The 14499-nt window shown below is 61.5% G+C and carries 16 protein-coding genes; 10 read left to right on the top strand and 6 right to left on the bottom strand.

Annotation, left to right across the window (positions count from 1 at the left end):
- Positions 1-15 precede the first annotated feature (15 nt).
- Positions 16-228 (top strand): 30S ribosomal protein S21, encoded by a 213-nt coding sequence (gene rpsU / locus PQQ86_RS19050; protein WP_006050883.1) that lies wholly within the window; start codon positions 16-18, stop codon positions 226-228.
- 131 nt (positions 229-359) lie between these two features.
- Here the strand turns inward: rpsU and PQQ86_RS19045 are convergent, their stop codons facing one another.
- Positions 360-785: a hypothetical protein gene (locus PQQ86_RS19045; RefSeq protein ID WP_408269665.1), complete on the bottom strand. Its 426-nt coding sequence runs from the start codon at positions 783-785 to the stop codon at positions 360-362.
- Positions 786-1115: 330 nt separating this feature from the next.
- Positions 1116-1712: a DNA-3-methyladenine glycosylase I gene (locus tag PQQ86_RS19040; RefSeq protein WP_408269662.1), complete on the bottom strand. Its 597-nt coding sequence runs from the start codon at positions 1710-1712 to the stop codon at positions 1116-1118.
- Between the two features lie 140 nt (positions 1713-1852).
- Here PQQ86_RS19040 and PQQ86_RS19035 point away from each other — a divergent pair, with 140 nt between their 5' ends.
- Together PQQ86_RS19035 and PQQ86_RS19030 are read left to right on the top strand one after the other, a co-directional pair.
- Positions 1853-2734: a glucosamine kinase nucleotide-binding domain-containing protein gene (locus PQQ86_RS19035; protein WP_408269659.1), complete on the top strand. Its 882-nt coding sequence runs from the start codon at positions 1853-1855 to the stop codon at positions 2732-2734.
- 87 nt (positions 2735-2821) lie between these two features.
- A complete protein-coding gene (locus tag PQQ86_RS19030; protein ID WP_408269656.1) occupies positions 2822-3643 on the top strand; it encodes a Cof-type HAD-IIB family hydrolase in 822 nt (273 codons plus the stop codon).
- A gap of 82 nt (positions 3644-3725) precedes the next feature.
- Here PQQ86_RS19030 and PQQ86_RS19025 read toward each other — a convergent pair whose 3' ends face one another.
- The 3 genes from PQQ86_RS19025 to aqpZ form a co-directional block, all read right to left on the bottom strand.
- Positions 3726-4028: a PXPV repeat protein gene (locus PQQ86_RS19025; protein ID WP_408269654.1), complete on the bottom strand. Its 303-nt coding sequence runs from the start codon at positions 4026-4028 to the stop codon at positions 3726-3728.
- 285 nt (positions 4029-4313) lie between these two features.
- Positions 4314-5009 carry a histidine phosphatase family protein gene (locus PQQ86_RS19020; RefSeq protein WP_408269651.1) on the bottom strand — a complete coding sequence of 232 codons (696 nt, stop codon included), beginning with the start codon at positions 5007-5009 and terminating at the stop codon, positions 4314-4316.
- Positions 5010-5181: 172 nt separating this feature from the next.
- Positions 5182-5922: an aquaporin Z gene (gene aqpZ, locus PQQ86_RS19015; protein WP_408199856.1), complete on the bottom strand. Its 741-nt coding sequence runs from the start codon at positions 5920-5922 to the stop codon at positions 5182-5184.
- A 290-nt stretch (positions 5923-6212) separates the two neighbouring features.
- On the opposite strand from aqpZ, the gene PQQ86_RS19010 reads away from it, so the two are divergent.
- Positions 6213-6515: an H-NS histone family protein gene (locus PQQ86_RS19010; protein WP_093640787.1), complete on the top strand. Its 303-nt coding sequence runs from the start codon at positions 6213-6215 to the stop codon at positions 6513-6515.
- A gap of 290 nt (positions 6516-6805) precedes the next feature.
- Here the strand turns inward: PQQ86_RS19010 and PQQ86_RS19005 are convergent, their stop codons facing one another.
- Positions 6806-7870, bottom strand: a complete 1065-nt coding sequence (locus PQQ86_RS19005; protein WP_408269647.1) for a glycosyltransferase family 4 protein — start codon at positions 7868-7870, stop codon at positions 6806-6808.
- Between the two features lie 691 nt (positions 7871-8561).
- Here PQQ86_RS19005 and flhD point away from each other — a divergent pair.
- The 6 genes from flhD to cheA all read left to right on the top strand — a co-directional run bounded on the left by flhD (position 8562) and on the right by cheA (position 14487).
- Positions 8562-8882, top strand: a complete 321-nt coding sequence (gene flhD / locus PQQ86_RS19000) for a flagellar transcriptional regulator FlhD (protein ID WP_093640793.1) — start codon at positions 8562-8564, stop codon at positions 8880-8882.
- Positions 8883-8933: 51 nt separating this feature from the next.
- On the top strand, positions 8934-9494 hold the full coding sequence (flhC, locus tag PQQ86_RS18995) for a flagellar transcriptional regulator FlhC (RefSeq protein ID WP_408269643.1): 561 nt from the start codon (positions 8934-8936) through the stop codon (positions 9492-9494).
- A 239-nt stretch (positions 9495-9733) separates the two neighbouring features.
- The gene (gene motA, locus PQQ86_RS18990; RefSeq protein WP_006050895.1) at positions 9734-10594 is read left to right on the top strand and encodes a flagellar motor stator protein MotA; all 861 of its coding nucleotides are present in this window, start codon (positions 9734-9736) and stop codon (positions 10592-10594) included.
- 21 nt (positions 10595-10615) lie between these two features.
- Positions 10616-11623: a flagellar motor protein MotB gene (motB, locus tag PQQ86_RS18985; protein WP_408269641.1), complete on the top strand. Its 1008-nt coding sequence runs from the start codon at positions 10616-10618 to the stop codon at positions 11621-11623.
- Positions 11624-11707: 84 nt separating this feature from the next.
- A complete protein-coding gene (locus PQQ86_RS18980) occupies positions 11708-12085 on the top strand; it encodes a response regulator (RefSeq protein ID WP_097390706.1) in 378 nt (125 codons plus the stop codon).
- A 98-nt stretch (positions 12086-12183) separates the two neighbouring features.
- Positions 12184-14487: a chemotaxis protein CheA gene (gene cheA, locus PQQ86_RS18975; protein WP_408269639.1), complete on the top strand. Its 2304-nt coding sequence runs from the start codon at positions 12184-12186 to the stop codon at positions 14485-14487.
- The last annotated feature ends 12 nt before the right edge of the window (positions 14488-14499 follow it).

Raw genomic sequence — 14499 nt, 5'->3', positions numbered from 1 at the left:
TGAGTTAGGAATTACATGACGACGATTCTTCTGAAAGAAAACGAGCCGTTCGAAGTGGCGATTCGCCGCTTTCGTCGCGCAATCGAAAAGAATGGCCTGATCGCTGAACTGCGTGAGCGCCAATCATACGAAAAGCCGACCACGGCACGTAAGCGCAAGAAGGCTGCTGCTGTGAAGCGCCTGCACAAGCGCCTGCGCAGCCAGATGCTGCCGAAAAAGCTGCACTAAGCACGCTTTTTCGCGCTGCATTTCGCGCACTGTACGCCGAACGGCGGTGTGAGCTTCGAAAGAAGCCACATCGCCGTTTTGCTTTTGGGGAGTCGATTTACGTTGGGCTTTTGCCGCCGCACTGATGTTCGTTACGCGGCGCTCTTCAGGCGCTCGGCGGACAGGCCGAATTGCCGGGCAATCGAGCTCAGACGCTCATGCCATTCCCACGTGCCGAATACGTCGTGCACGTTCTGCAGGCAACTAAGCAGAGCGATTGTGGCGGGGTCGTAGACATTGAGACGAGCGCGCAGGAGTGCCTTTTTGAGCGCAGAGATGCCGGCATCCATATAAGCAGGCACCTCGGTGGCAGCCTTGCCGATGTAGCGCACCGGAACGCCTTCCATCGCGGTCATGTAGTCGCGCGGCTTGATGAAGCTGCCGACCGGGCAGCCGCCGCAATAGCCGCGGTATGCGCCGCCGCCCCGCGGCAGCAAAGCGGCGCGTTTCTGGCCGAGCAGATGGTCCACGGCCTGATCGAAAATTTCCTGATGGGTCAGGAAGTTAAGGGTTTTCATGGTTGGTCTCCCATGCGTTACGCAGCGGTTATTCGTTGTTCGAGCGCATGAACGGCAGTATCGGACACGCGCCAATTAACGAAACCCGGACTAGCACGGCGAAAGGCCTTCAATTCCCGGGTTTGGTTCGTTTGCCCTTTGTGCCGCGTATGACGGTCTGGCGATACCGCCCGCCACCGTGGCGGCCAGCGCTCACCATCTCTATAACGACTGCCCGCGTGAAAAGCGTAGACAGGGCTTTACCGGATAACCGGCGTTTGCCTGGAACACGAGCGGCGCCTCAGGCGCGTTGCGCCAGGCGCTGGCAACCGCGGCTGCTACGCTGCCGTTTCAACCGGCCTTGCGATTGCGTCCCTTCTTGCCGAGCGCCGCGCATCGCGCGCGACACATGCAGCTCACCTCGTGGTCATTCACCATGCCGACCGCCTGCATGAACGCATAGCAGATCGTCGAGCCGACGAATTTGCAGCCGTAGCGCTTCAGCCCCTTGCTGAGCGCGTCCGAAATTTCAGTCGACGCAGGCGCCTGTTTATACGATGCCCAATCGTTCTGGATCGGCGTCTGATCGACGAACGACCATACGAAGTTGGCGAGCGAGCCATGCTCGGCCTGAATCTGCTGCACGGCGCGCGCGTTGGTAATGGCCGATTCGATCTTGCCGCGATGGCGCACGATACTTTCGTCCAGCACCAGCGCATCGACCTGTTTGGGCGTGAAGCGCGCAACCTTATCGATGTCGAAGTCGGCGAAGGCGCGGCGATAGCCGGTCCGTTTGTTGAGAATCGTCGACCATGACAAGCCTGCCTGGGCGCCTTCCAGTACCAACAGTTCGAACAAATGCTGGTCGTCGCGCGAGGGCACGCCCCACTCGGTGTCGTGGTAGTGTGCGAGCGCTTCGCTCGATACCCAGTTGCATCGCTGTGTCACTTTCGCGCTCCCGCGTTGTCATGTCGTCCGTCAGCATAGCGGAAGCCGTGCGCGCCGCAAGCTGGCCATTCGGCCGATTGCGGGATTGAAACTGACCTGCCACGCTATACGTCATTCACCACCTGAACTCACTCGATTCGATGAATAAAGACCTCTTTCTGATCGGCATTGACGGCGGCGGCAGCGGTACGCGGGTCGTACTCGGCGACGCGCAGGGCCGTGAACTGGCGCAGGCGGCGAGCGGGCCCTCGGGGCTGGGCCTCGGCGTGGAACGCGCGTGGCAGGCCATTGGGGCCGGCTGCGCCGACGCATTCGCGCGTACCGGCCTGCCGCTGGACTGGGCGCGCTGCATACTCGGTTGCGGGTTGGCAGGGGTCAATAATCGCGACTGGCTAGCCGCGTTTCGCGTGCAGGCTCCGGCGGTAGCCGGGCTCGCGGTGGAAAGCGATGTGTACACCACCTTGCTTGGTGCGCACGGCGGCGCGCACGGCGTGGTCGTCGCGCTTGGCACCGGCAGTCAAGCCGCTGTGCTTGACGGCAATGGCGACTGCCGAACTGCCGGCGGCTTCGGTTACCCGTCGGGTGACGAAGCGAGCGGCGCTTGGCTTGGGCTACGAGCCATCGTGTATGCCCAGCATGCGCTCGACGGGCGTGCGCCAAACGACGATTTGGCGCAGGCGCTGCTCGCCCACACCGGCGCACATGACTGCGACAGCCTCGTGGTCTGGCTGTGTGAAGCCAATCAGACCGCTTACGCAAGGCTCGCGCCGATCGTTATTGCGCATCGCACGCATCCGTTCGCAGCGCATTTGCTCGGCGAGGCTGGCGTGGAAGTGGGCAAGATGATTGCCGCGCTCGACCCTTCGGCGACCCTGCCGGTCGCGCTGTGTGGCGGTCTCGGCGCACCCTTGCGCGAGTACGTGCCGCAGATCTATCAAGCCCGCTTGCGCGAGCCGTTGGCAGACTCGGCGCACGGCGGTTTGCAATTGGCGCAGCGCGAAGCGGCTCGCATCGGCGGTTGAGAATCGTCTGGCGCGCCGGGTACGATCTCGCGGATGCGGCGCGCAACGGTAAAATGCGATCTTTGACGCTGCCCGGCTGCTCACACTATGTACAAAGTTATTGCCACGGATCTCGACGGCACGTTGCTCAACGCCGATCACCAGGTTGACCCGTTCACGATCGCCACCGTGCGTAAGCTGGAAAGCGATGGGCTGCATTTCGTGATTGCCACGGGGCGGCACTACTGCGACGTTGCGGGTATTCGCGACCTGCTGGGCATCAAGCCGTATCTGATCACGTCGAACGGCGCGCGCATTCACGCGCCGGACAACACGGTGATCCACGCCGATGACCTGCCGCCGGCCATCGTGCAGCAGCTGGTGCAGCCGGAAATCGTTGGCGCGCACGGACGTGTGATCGTCAACCTGTTCGCCGACCAGGCGTGGTTGATCGACCGCGATGCGCCAGACCTGCTGAAATTCCATCAGGATTCCGGCTTCACCTACCAGGTCACCGATCTGCCGAAGCACGACGGCGTCGACATTGCCAAGGTCCTCTACATCGGCGACCCGATCGATCTCGCGCAAATCTCGGCCAATCTGGCGCGCGAATTCGGCGACGCGCTGTACGTCACCTATTCACTGCCGGATTGCCTCGAGGTGATGACGTCGAACGTATCGAAGGGGCGTGCTTTGCAGATCGTGCTCGAGCGCCTCGGCGTCGATGCCTCGCAATGCGTGGCGTTCGGCGACAACATGAACGATATCGACCTGCTTGAGACAGCCGGCCATCCGTTCATGATGAACAACGCCAATCCCGATCTCATCACGCGTCTGCCGGACGTGCCACGCATCGGCAACAACTTCGAAGCGGGCGTTGCGCACCATCTGCGCAAACTTTTCTCGCTCGACGACGAACTGATGTCCTGAAAACGGACCGGCCCGCATCCTCTTTCGCAGATGCGGGCCGGTTGTTCGCCTCCCTGGGCGACCCTACGAGCCAACGCTACGATCAGCCGTGCCATCCGCCACGGCGATCGCCATGGTCATCGTGACCCCAGTGGCGGTCGTTGTGATTCCAGCCGCGGTTATCCCGGCGGTCGTCGCGATAGTAGCCGCCGCGGTCGTAGCGATGGTCCCAGCCGCCGTTGCCGTAGTACACCGGCTGCGGCGCTGCGTAGACGGGTGCAGGCTGCGCATAAACCGGTGCGCCGAGCGACAGGCCGATATTCAGATCCGTATGCGCTTGCGCGACACCGCATGCGCCCGCCGCGAGTCCGGCAGCAACCAGCAAGTGAGTGACGATGCGTTTCATGTTGTTCTCCTGTGAGGCGACGTATGTTTGTCGCACAGGACCAATCTACGCATTCCGGTCGCTGGTTAGTGAGACGAGATGTTACGGACTGCAAGCATCGTCGCAGGGTTTGAAAGGCAGTAGAAGGGACATTCGAACGCAATACGCCGTATGCGCTTTCCGCTCAAAGTCCCGTCAGATAAGGCATCTCGGCTTCCTGGCACCAGCCGGCATCCAGTCCCCATCGTCTATTGCAGCAATCGGACGGCCGCGCCCGTAATCACGGCTTACATCTGTATTACCCAATTAATCAGCTGAGCCAGCGGAAGCACCCGCCGCAGCCGCGGAAGGCGCTCCCGGCAGCGCCGCGCATGGGCAGTCCGCAGCGCGGCCATTCAATCCTTGGCGGTCAAGCTTGAACGTAGCGTGGGCCGTGCCGTTTTGCCAGTTGAGGCGAACGATATAAATACTGTCGAAGTCGTCGCTTTGCCAGTTGGGAACATCGGTGGCATTGCCGCCATGTGTGCTCATCATCTGGCGCAGCAACTTCACGATCAACTTGTGCTCCCACGCAACGACAATCAGCTTGTTGCGATTGGCCGGATTCACGAGCGCTGTGCCGAGTTGGTCGATCTGGGCGAAGCCGTACGGGGTTTGCACCGGCATCTGGAACTGGATGGCGGTTGGCTCGATGGTCGCGAGCGGCCGCACATAGTAATAGGGGTGGCCGCTGTCGTCCTTTTGCTGGCCGGGATCGGGCGCGTAGATCGCATCAGGTTTGCCGAACTTGGCGGCGATCACTGCCGGCAGGGCCAGTGCGCGGTTGAGCCCCTGACAATTGAGCTGGCCGTAACCCTTGGCGGGTTTTTCGCCGTGGCGCACGAATACGAGCGTTTCGGTATTGCTGTCCGCCGCATGGGCCGCGGGTAACGCCAGTACGCCTGCACACAAACCGCCGATGGAGAGTGCGACGCCATGCAGGAATCCGCGGAAACGGGTCATCGGTAGCACCTGTGCGAGCTTGGGAAGTCGCACGATTCTAGCAGCGGGTTATCGGCAGGCCGTGAGCCGCGCGGCATTGTGCACAAAAACGAAACGGGCGCCGTAGCGCCCGCTTTGACTGCCTGGGGTATGCACCCCCGGCACACCCCGTCACCCCCGGCGCACTCGTTGATCAGTCGAGAGCCAGTTCCTGCGAATTGCCGCGGCGGCTTTCGGCGACGAGCGGGTACAGCACGCCTGCGATCACCGCGCCGATAATCGGTGCGACCCAGAACATCCACAGCTGATCCACCGCTGCGCCACCGACGAACAGCGCCGGACCGGTGGAGCGCGCCGGGTTGACCGACGTATTGGTAACCGGAATCGAAATCAGGTGAATCAGCGTCAGGCACAGGCCAATGGCGATCGGCGCGAAACCGGCCGGCGCGCGCTTGTCGGTCGCGCCGAGGATGACGAACAGAAAGAAGCCTGTCATTACCACTTCGCAAATGAATGCGGCTGCGAGCGAGTAATGGCCCGGCGAGCGCTCACCGTAGCCGTTGCTGGCGAAACCGCTGGCGACGAGGTCGAAGCCCGGCTTGCCCGATGCGATCAACGACAGCACCAGTGCACCCAGCACCGCACCGATCACTTGCGCGACGATGTACGGCAGCAGGTCGCGGGCCGGAAAGCGGCCGGCGACGGTCAGGCCGACGCTCACCGCCGGATTCAGGTGGCAGCCGGAGATGTGGCCGATCGCATACGCCATTGTCAGGACAGTGAGCCCGAATGCGAGCGAGACGCCCACGAAACCGATGCCCAGGCCGTGGACCGGGCCGGCGAAGTTAGCGGCGAGGACGGCGCTGCCGCAGCCCCCGAGCACGAGCCAGAAGGTGCCGAACAGTTCGGCAGCAAGGCGCTTTGACAACTGCATGATTGGTAATCCTAAAATGTTTGACGCTTGGAGTGGCATGAATGCTAAGCGCAGGTGCATGCCATTGAGCGCGCAATTCTAGGGAAAGACAGCCGGATTAGGTGTCAAGAATTGTCAAAGTGGAGTCGCCTTTACCTATTATTACCCGATAAAGTTCTCGTTTTACAATTCATCGACGCTTAATAATTATCAGATGATTTCTTCCTAAATCGGTATTATTGTCCATTGCGAATTTTTATAATTGCAGCTAGTCTGCGAGCGAATGAGTTCTAGAAAAGGGGAGAACCGATATGTCTCAATATGCAGACCTCAAGGCGCAGATTGCCAAATTGCAGGCACAGGCAGACGAAGCCCGGCGTACTGAAGTTGACAATGTTGTCGCCGACATCCGCCAAAAGATCGCTGAATACGGTCTGACCGCGCAAGACCTCGGCTTTGCGGTGGCCGCCAAGCGTGGACGCCCGCCGAAGAAGGCACCGCTGCCGGCCAAGTACCAGGATCCGAAATCGGGCAATACCTGGAGTGGACGCGGCAAACCGCCAAAGTGGATTGTCGGCAAGAATCGCGAACGCTTTCTGATTGGCGCGGCCTGAATGCCTTGTGGTCCGGGTGAAAGCCAACTGAAGGTTGATCGTGCAGGGTTGTTTATTCGCGTCGCGCTAATCCGGGATGGAAGCGCATCCATGGTTGAATTAAAAAAGCCGCCCTTGAGAGGCGGCTTTTCCGTAGTAGAAGCGGGTTAACTCTAGCTAACCGCTCGCGCAAACGATTCACCAGGCAAATTTACTCATGATTGGCGTGCGAATCGGAAAACGGCGTAAGCGGCAGAAGCACGACTTAAGCGGCTGAGCGGATAAAAGCCTCAGTCGCTTAAGCACGTTGCTCAACCCACCGCCACCCGGCGCAACATTGGGCGACGCGTCGCTTCGATCAGTGCCGAATAGCCGTCAACGTAATTCTGAGCCATTGTTTTCGAGCTGAAGCGGCGCTCGAACTGCGCGCGAATCTCGGTGCGCGACAGTTCGTCCAGACGCTGCAGCGCGGCTACCGCGCCCTGAACGTCTTCGACAATGTAGCCGGTCACGCCATGGTCGATCACTTCCGGCACTGAACCGCGGTTGAAGGCGATCACCGGCGTGCCGCACGCCATTGATTCGATCATCACGAGACCGAACGGCTCCGACCAGTCGATCGGGAACAGCAGCGCCTTGGCGCCCGACAGGAACTCGGGCTTCTGCGCCTCGTTGATCTCGCCGACAAACTCCACGTGCGCCATGGAGAGCAGCGGTTCGATTTCTTTCTTGAAGTATTCCTGGTCGACCTTGTCCACCTTGGCGGCGATCTTCAGCGGCAAACCGCTTTGTGCAGCGATCTTGATAGCTGTATCGACGCGCTTCTCCGGACAGATACGGCCGAGGAACGCCAGATATTCCGGCTTCTTGTGCGCCTGCGGTGTGAGCAGTTGCTCCGGCAGACCGTGGTAAATCGTGTTCAGCCAGTTGGCCTGGGGCAGTGGCACGCGCTGCGAATCCGAGATCGAGACCACCGGCACATTCGAGAACGCGTCGAACACCGGTTGCAGCTCCGGCAAGTCCAGACGGCCGTGAAGCGTCGTCACGAACGGCGTGTCCATGGTGGTGAAGAGCGGGAACGGCATGTAGTCGAGGTGAAAGTGCAGCACGTCGAACTCATGCGCAACCTTGCGCACCTTTTCCATCATCAGGATGTGCGGAGCCAGCGCGTCGCGAATCGTCGGGTCGAGGCGCAGCGCACGCGGCCAGCACGCGTCGAGGTTCGCCGAGGTGACCGAGTCGCCGCTCGCAAACAGTGTGACGTCGTGGCCGAGATCGACCAGCGCTTCGGTCAGATACGAGACGACACGTTCGGTGCCGCCGTAAAGTTTCGGCGGGACAGCTTCATACAGCGGCGCAATTTGTGCGATTCGCATGCGTTTCTCCTGTTCAAAACGGCTTCGCACAACGGCGCTCGGGTCGAGCGAGGAGCGAATGCCTGACGGACGGTTGGGCGCGGTAAGCCGCCGCCCGGGGGTGTTCCGAACCTGCATCGGGTAATCCCTTAGCTTCATTATCGGGATCGGCCGCGCTAATTCGAGTTATTTTTCAAACGCTTAATGTTGTTACAGCGCGAAACATGATGCGTTACAGGTCGGCAGGAGGCCTGGCAAGCACGGCTGGATGGGCATTTAAACGCTGAAGAGCAGCAGCAAGGGACGGTCCCGGGCACTGCAACGCGCCCTACGCCACGCGCGTTGCACAGAAGTGAAAACGTCTTATAATTCTTCCTCACCGCTGCAAGGTGCGGATCGTGAGTCACTTAGGACTCACCATTTGATTCGCATTTCTGGTGAAGAATTAGCCAAAACGCATTGCCAGCCCCACGCTGAGCGCCACTTCGCCTCCTTCAGCCTTCTTTCTGACCCCTCCATGTAGGAAAAATTCCTACACGAATGACGGATTAATCCGGCAGACAGGCAGGGTGTCTGTCCGATTTTCGTCCGCTCCCCCTTTCGACACAATGCTCGCAAGACCAGAAACGAGCCGATTCGTGCGGTTTAAGTGCGCGCGTTCGAGCAAACGTTTCCGTAACGGCCTGACCAGCCAGATACACCCGGGGGAATCATGAGCGCGACAAGCGAAATGCTCAATGAGATCAGAGAAGTCAACCTTTCTTATCTCCTGCTCGCCCAGCGTCTGCTGCGCGAAGACAAGCCTATGGGCATGTTCCGCATGGGGATTTCGGACCAGTTGGCCGACGTGCTCGCCAATCTGTCATTGGCGCAGACCGTGAAGCTGGCGGCGTCCAATCAGGTGTTGTGCCGTTTCCGTTTCGATGACCATGCCGTGCTGTCCGCCCTTGCGGACAAAGGCAAATCGAGCGCCGTGGCCCAGGCGCATTCCGCGATCCTGATGGCAAGCCAGCCAGTCGAGCAACTCAGCTGATGGCAGCTTTTGGTTCAAGTAAAGCGATCAGGATGGGGGAAATGCAAGCGGATGGCATATAAGAGCGTCGTGCAGGAAGTCAGGGAAATTACCCTAGCCATCGAGCTGATCGAACTCGGTGCGCGTTTGCAATTGCTGGAAGCGGAAACCAGCCTGTCGCGCGACCGGCTGATCAAGCTGTACAAGGAACTGAAAGGGGTGTCGCCGCCCAAGGGTATGTTGCCGTTTTCGACCGACTGGTTCATGACCTGGCAGCCGAACTTTCACTCATCGCTGTTCTACAACATCTACTGTTTCATGGCCGGCCACGGCGGCTGTCTTACGATCCAGTCGATTGTGAAGAGCTACCGGCTCTATCTGGAACATGTCCAGTTGCACGACGACGAGCCCGTGCTCAGCCTCACGCGCGCCTGGACGCTGGTGCGCTTCTTCGACTCCGGAATGCTGCAAATGACCGCCTGCTGCCGGTGCGGCGGACATTTTGTCGCGCATGCCCACGATCCGCAGCACGCCTTCGTCTGCGGACTCTGCCAGCCGCCGTCGCGCGCAGGTAAGACAAAGAAATTTGCCGACGCCCGGGCCCGCGAAAGCCTCGCTGCGCTCGAAATTTGAGCCGCAGGGCGATGCCGGCCCATGGCCCGCAACCTGGCGCGCAGGCCGTTACATACGCCCACACCTCCATTCGGCGGGCCTTCCAGCGCGATCACCTGGCACCGGGCCTTGTCCGGCCGGTTTAACCCGCCTCTGGTTTACACCGGAGCGACGAGCCGCTTTTCCGTCAAAGTTTTCTGCTCCGTTGCCGTAAACCAGAATAACGACGGTCACCGTCGCTTCTTTGTGAGGGCTCGGCAGTGCTGATTTTCGTGGGAACACTCGTGACGCTTTTGTCCGTTTTCGGCGGTTACGCGCTGGAAGGCGGCCATCTTGGCGCGCTGCTGCAACCCGTCGAAGTGCTGATGATCGTCGGCGCCGGCGTCGGCGCGTTCATTCTCGGCAACGGGATGAAGACGATCAAGGCGACGCTGCGCGTCATTCCAACCCTGTTCAAGGGCGCAAAGTACAACAAGGACGTTTATATGGAGCTGATGGCGCTGCTCTACGTCCTGCTGGCCAAGGCGCGCAAGGAAGGCACGCTGACGCTGGAAGCCGACATCGACGATCCGTCGAAGAGCCCAATCTTCACGCAGTACCCGAAGATTCTCGCCGACCATCACATCATCGAATTCCTGACCGACTACCTGCGTCTGATGGTGGGCGGCAACATGAACGCGTTCGAGATCGAAAGCCTGATGGACGAGGAGATCGAGACGCATCACCAGGAAGGCGAGGCGCCTGCGCACGCCCTGAACAAGGTCGGCGACGCCATGCCGGCGTTCGGGATCGTGGCCGCGGTGATGGGCGTGGTGCACACCATGGCCTCCGCCGACAAGCCGCCCGCTGTGCTCGGCGAGATGATCGCCCAGGCGCTGGTCGGCACCTTCCTCGGGATTCTGCTTTCGTACGGGCTGATCGGACCGCTCGCGAGCGTCGCCGAACAGCGCGTGACCGAGTCGACCAAGATGTTCCAGTGCATCAAGGTGACGATTCTCGCCAGCCTGAATGGCTATGCGCCGGCAATTGCCGTCGAATTCGGCCGCAAGGTGCTCTTCTCGACTGAACGCCCGTCGTTCGCCGAGCTGGAAGAGCACGTGCGCCGCGTGAAAGCCAAGTAACGGGCGCCGGGAACCGATTCGATGAGCAAGGACAAAGACCGCGCCATTGTCGTCAAGCGCTCTGCTCCGGCCAAAAAAGGCCATCACGGCGGCGCGTGGAAGCTCGCGTATGCGGACTTCATGACCGCGATGATGGCGTTCTTCCTGCTGATGTGGCTGCTGAGCTCGGCTTCCACCGTGCAGTTGAAGGGCATCGCCGATTACTTCAACCAGCCGTTGAAGATCACGCTGTGGGGCGGCGATCGCAGCGCCGAGGACTCGAGCATTCTGAAGGGCGGCGGCCGCGACATTTCGACCGACGCGCAGGGCGTGACGCGCTCGACAGACGGTACGAACAATCGCGCCGAGCGCACGGTCTCCCATGCCAACGACGACTCGGACAAGCAGTCGCAGGGCGAGTTGGAACGCCGCGAGCAGGTCCGTCTGCACGATCTGCAGGTCAAGTTGATGGCCGCGATCGAAGCGAACCCGGTGCTGCGCCAGTTCAAACAGCAGATCCGCATCGACTCGACGCTGACCGGCCTGCGCATCGAAATCGTCGACTCGCAGAAGCGGCCGATGTTCGCGACCGCGAAAGACGTGGTTGAGCCGTACATGCGCGACATCCTGCGCGAAATCGGCCACACGCTGAACGACGTGCCGAACCGCATCATCGTGCAAGGGCACACCGACGCCGCGCAATATGCGGGCGGCGAGAAGGGTTATAGCAACTGGGAACTGTCCGCGGACCGCGCCAATGCGTCGCGCCGCGAGCTGATCGCCGGCGGCATGGACGAAGCGAAGGTGATGCGCGTACTCGGCCTCGCGTCGACGCAGAACCTGAACAAGGCGGACCCGATGGACCCGGAAAACCGCCGCATCAGCATCATCGTGCTGAACAAGAAGTCGGAGGAGGCGCTTGACCATGACGACTCCACCACGACCACCTTGTCGGACGACGCGGCCGGCTCCAAGCCGTTGCTGCAAAGACTTGCGCAACCGGTGACGGTTGCACCGAAGGTGCCGGCGGTAGCGCCGGCAGCCCAGTAACAGACAGCGATCGGCAGGCCGGTCCATGCGCCCAGGTGGCGCGGACGGCCAGCCGGTCCATAGCGTAAGTGCAGCGAGGTTTTCATGATCAGGCACATCCTGGCAATCGACGATTCGGCATCGATGCGGCAAATCCTCGCCGCAACGCTGACGACGGCCGGCTATGAAGTGACGCTCGCGGCGGACGGCATTGAAGGGCTCGAAAACGCGCTCGCCATGTCGTTCGACCTCGTGCTGACGGACCAGCACATGCCGGGCAAAACCGGCCTCGATCTGATCACGGAACTGCGCGGCAATCCGGCTTACCAGGCGACGCCCATCCTCGTCCTCACGACGGAATCGGGCGAGCCGTTCAAGGCGGCGGCGCGGGCCGCGGGGGCGACCGGCTGGATCGAAAAGCCGCTCGACCCCGACATGTTGACGGAACTGGTCGCGGCATTAGCCGAACCGGACAACGCATGAGCGCCCCATAAGCGCCACCTTTACACAAGTTATAGAAGCTCTCGACGCGGCGGCACGATAGCCCAAGCGTAGACAGGAACTCTCGCGGTGACCCAGGCATGACACTCGACATCACTCAGTTCTATCAGACCTTCTTCGACGAAGCGGACGAACTGCTCGCGCAGATGGAGCAGTTGCTGCTCAATCTGGACATCGCCCATCCGGACCCCGAAGACCTCGCGGCGATTTTTCGCGCGGCGCATTCGATCAAGGGCGGTGCGGCGACGTTCGGCTTTACCGCGCTGACGGAAACCACACACATTCTCGAATCACTGCTCGACCGCGCGCGCAATAACGAACTCGTGCTGCGCAAGGACATGATCGACACGTTCCTCGAAACCAAGGACGTGTTGTCGGGCCAGCTCGCCGACTACCGTGCGAGCGCCGAGCCGGATACAGCTGTGGCCAGGGCGATCTGCGCGAAGCTCGAACAGTTGCATGCGGAAAGCCGCCTGGGCGCCGAAGCGGCCGCGGCACCGGCAGCCGCCGTACCGGTGGCAGCCATAGCACCAGTAGAAGCACAAACAGCAGGTCAAGGCGGTACCCCGCCCGAGCACGTCGTTGAACAGGCGGTGCAGGCGGCGGGTGAATGGACTGACGGCGAACCGGCACAGACCGGGCAAGCCGCGGGTGCCGGCGATGCAGCCGGCCCCCATCTGAAAATTACGCTACGGGGCGTAGGTGAGAAGGACCAGGAACTGCTGGCCGAAGAGCTCGGCAACCTGGGCAATATTGTCGGGCGGGTCAAGAGCGGCGGCGATCTGACGCTGTGGCTCCAGACCGATGTGACCTCCGACGACATCATCGCCGTGTGCTGTTTCGTGATCGACGAAAGTCAGATCTCGATCGGCCGCGGCACCGCACCGGCGGACGAGACGCAGCAAGGCGAACCTGGAACGCCGCACGCTGCCGATTCGACCCCGGCGCAAGCAGCACAGACGGCACACGCAGTAGAGGCGGGGCAGGCAGCATCGTCGGCACCGGCGGCCCACACCGCTGCGCCCGCCCAAGCCGCCGTCACGCACGGACTGTTGGACGCACCGGCCGCGCAAGCGGCTGCGCCGGCGCCCGCCACGGCCGCACCCGCAGCAGCGAGCGGCGCACCGGCGGCGAACACCGCGGCACCGGCCGAACAGGGTGCAAAGGCACGACCGGCCGCGGCAGCAGGCGGCGCGGAAGGGAGTTCGATTCGCGTCGGCGTCGAAAAGGTCGATCAGCTGATCAACCTGGTCGGCGAACTGGTGATCACGCAGGCGATGTTGGCCGAGACCACCAGCACGTTCGATCCGGCGCTGCACGACCGGCTCTTCAACGGCATGGCGCAGCTCGAGCGCAACGCGCGCGATCTGCAGGAAGCGGTGATGTCGATCCGCATGATGCCGATGGACTACGTGTTCAGCCGCTTCCCGCGTCTCGTGCGCGATCTGGCGGCGAAACTCGGCAAGGAAGTGGAGCTCGTCACCTTCGGTCAGGCGACCGAACTCGACAAGAGCCTCATTGAACGGATCATCGATCCGTTGACCCATCTCGTGCGAAACAGTCTCGACCACGGTATTGAAACCGTCGAAGCGCGGCGTGCGGCGGGTAAGGATTCGACCGGCCAGCTGGTGCTGTCGGCGGCTCACCATGGCGGCAACATCGTCATCGAAGTGAGCGACGACGGCGCCGGTTTGCGCCGCGACAAGATTCTCGCGAAGGCTGCCAAGCAGGGTATGCAGGTCAGCGAAACGATGTCCGACGAAGAAGTCTGGAACCTGATCTTCCTGCCGGGCTTTTCGACGGCGGAGCAGGTTACGGACGTCTCGGGCCGTGGCGTCGGCATGGACGTGGTGAAGCGCAACATCCAGTCGATGGGTGGTCACGTGGAAATCACCTCGCATGCGGGCAAGGGCAGCACCACGCGCATCGTCCTGCCGCTCACGCTGGCGATTCTCGACGGCATGTCGGTCAAGGTCGGTAACGAGATCTTCATTCTGCCGCTGAACTTCGTGATGGAGTCGCTGCAACCGCGTGCCGAGGACATCTACACGGTGGCCAACGGCGAGCGCGTGGTACGCGTGCGCGGTGAATATCTGCCGCTCGTCGCGCTGCACGAAGTATTCACCGTCGACGACGCCAAGCAGGAACCGACGCAAGGCATCGTTACCATCATGCAAACCGAAGGGCGCCGCTTTGCGATGCTGATCGACGAACTGGTGGGGCAACAGCAGGTGGTCGTGAAGAATCTGGAAACGAATTACCGCAAGGTGCACGGCATTTCCGCCGCAACCATTCTCGGCGACGGCAGTGTCGCGCTGATCGTGGACGTGGCGGCGCTGAATCGCGAAACGCGCCATGCGCACGGCGCGATGAGCCTCGCATGACATCCGCAACAC

Origin of the sequence: Paraburkholderia sediminicola, from assembly GCF_046026675.1 — a bacterium.
GTDB lineage: Bacteria > Pseudomonadota > Gammaproteobacteria > Burkholderiales > Burkholderiaceae > Paraburkholderia > Paraburkholderia sediminicola_F.
This window is presented reverse-complemented; position numbering and strand designations above follow the sequence as displayed.

Excerpts from the sequence above, each read along its gene's own strand:
- rpsU (WP_006050883.1), top strand. The coding sequence starts at position 16 with ATGACGACGATTCTTCTGAAAGAAAACGAGCCGTTCGAAGTGGCGATT.
- PQQ86_RS19045 (WP_408269665.1), bottom strand. The coding sequence starts at position 785 with ATGAAAACCCTTAACTTCCTGACCCATCAGGAAATTTTCGATCAGGCC.
- PQQ86_RS19035 (WP_408269659.1), top strand. The coding sequence starts at position 1,853 with ATGAATAAAGACCTCTTTCTGATCGGCATTGACGGCGGCGGCAGCGGT.
- PQQ86_RS19030 (WP_408269656.1), top strand. The coding sequence starts at position 2,822 with ATGTACAAAGTTATTGCCACGGATCTCGACGGCACGTTGCTCAACGCC.
- PQQ86_RS19025 (WP_408269654.1), bottom strand. The coding sequence starts at position 4,028 with ATGAAACGCATCGTCACTCACTTGCTGGTTGCTGCCGGACTCGCGGCG.
- PQQ86_RS19020 (WP_408269651.1), bottom strand. The coding sequence starts at position 5,009 with ATGACCCGTTTCCGCGGATTCCTGCATGGCGTCGCACTCTCCATCGGC.
- aqpZ (WP_408199856.1), bottom strand. The coding sequence starts at position 5,922 with ATGCAGTTGTCAAAGCGCCTTGCTGCCGAACTGTTCGGCACCTTCTGG.
- PQQ86_RS19010 (WP_093640787.1), top strand. The coding sequence starts at position 6,213 with ATGTCTCAATATGCAGACCTCAAGGCGCAGATTGCCAAATTGCAGGCA.
- PQQ86_RS19005 (WP_408269647.1), bottom strand. The coding sequence starts at position 7,870 with ATGCGAATCGCACAAATTGCGCCGCTGTATGAAGCTGTCCCGCCGAAA.
- flhD (WP_093640793.1), top strand. The coding sequence starts at position 8,562 with ATGAGCGCGACAAGCGAAATGCTCAATGAGATCAGAGAAGTCAACCTT.
- flhC (WP_408269643.1), top strand. The coding sequence starts at position 8,934 with ATGGCATATAAGAGCGTCGTGCAGGAAGTCAGGGAAATTACCCTAGCC.
- motB (WP_408269641.1), top strand. The coding sequence starts at position 10,616 with ATGAGCAAGGACAAAGACCGCGCCATTGTCGTCAAGCGCTCTGCTCCG.
- PQQ86_RS18980 (WP_097390706.1), top strand. The coding sequence starts at position 11,708 with ATGATCAGGCACATCCTGGCAATCGACGATTCGGCATCGATGCGGCAA.
- cheA (WP_408269639.1), top strand. The coding sequence starts at position 12,184 with ATGACACTCGACATCACTCAGTTCTATCAGACCTTCTTCGACGAAGCG.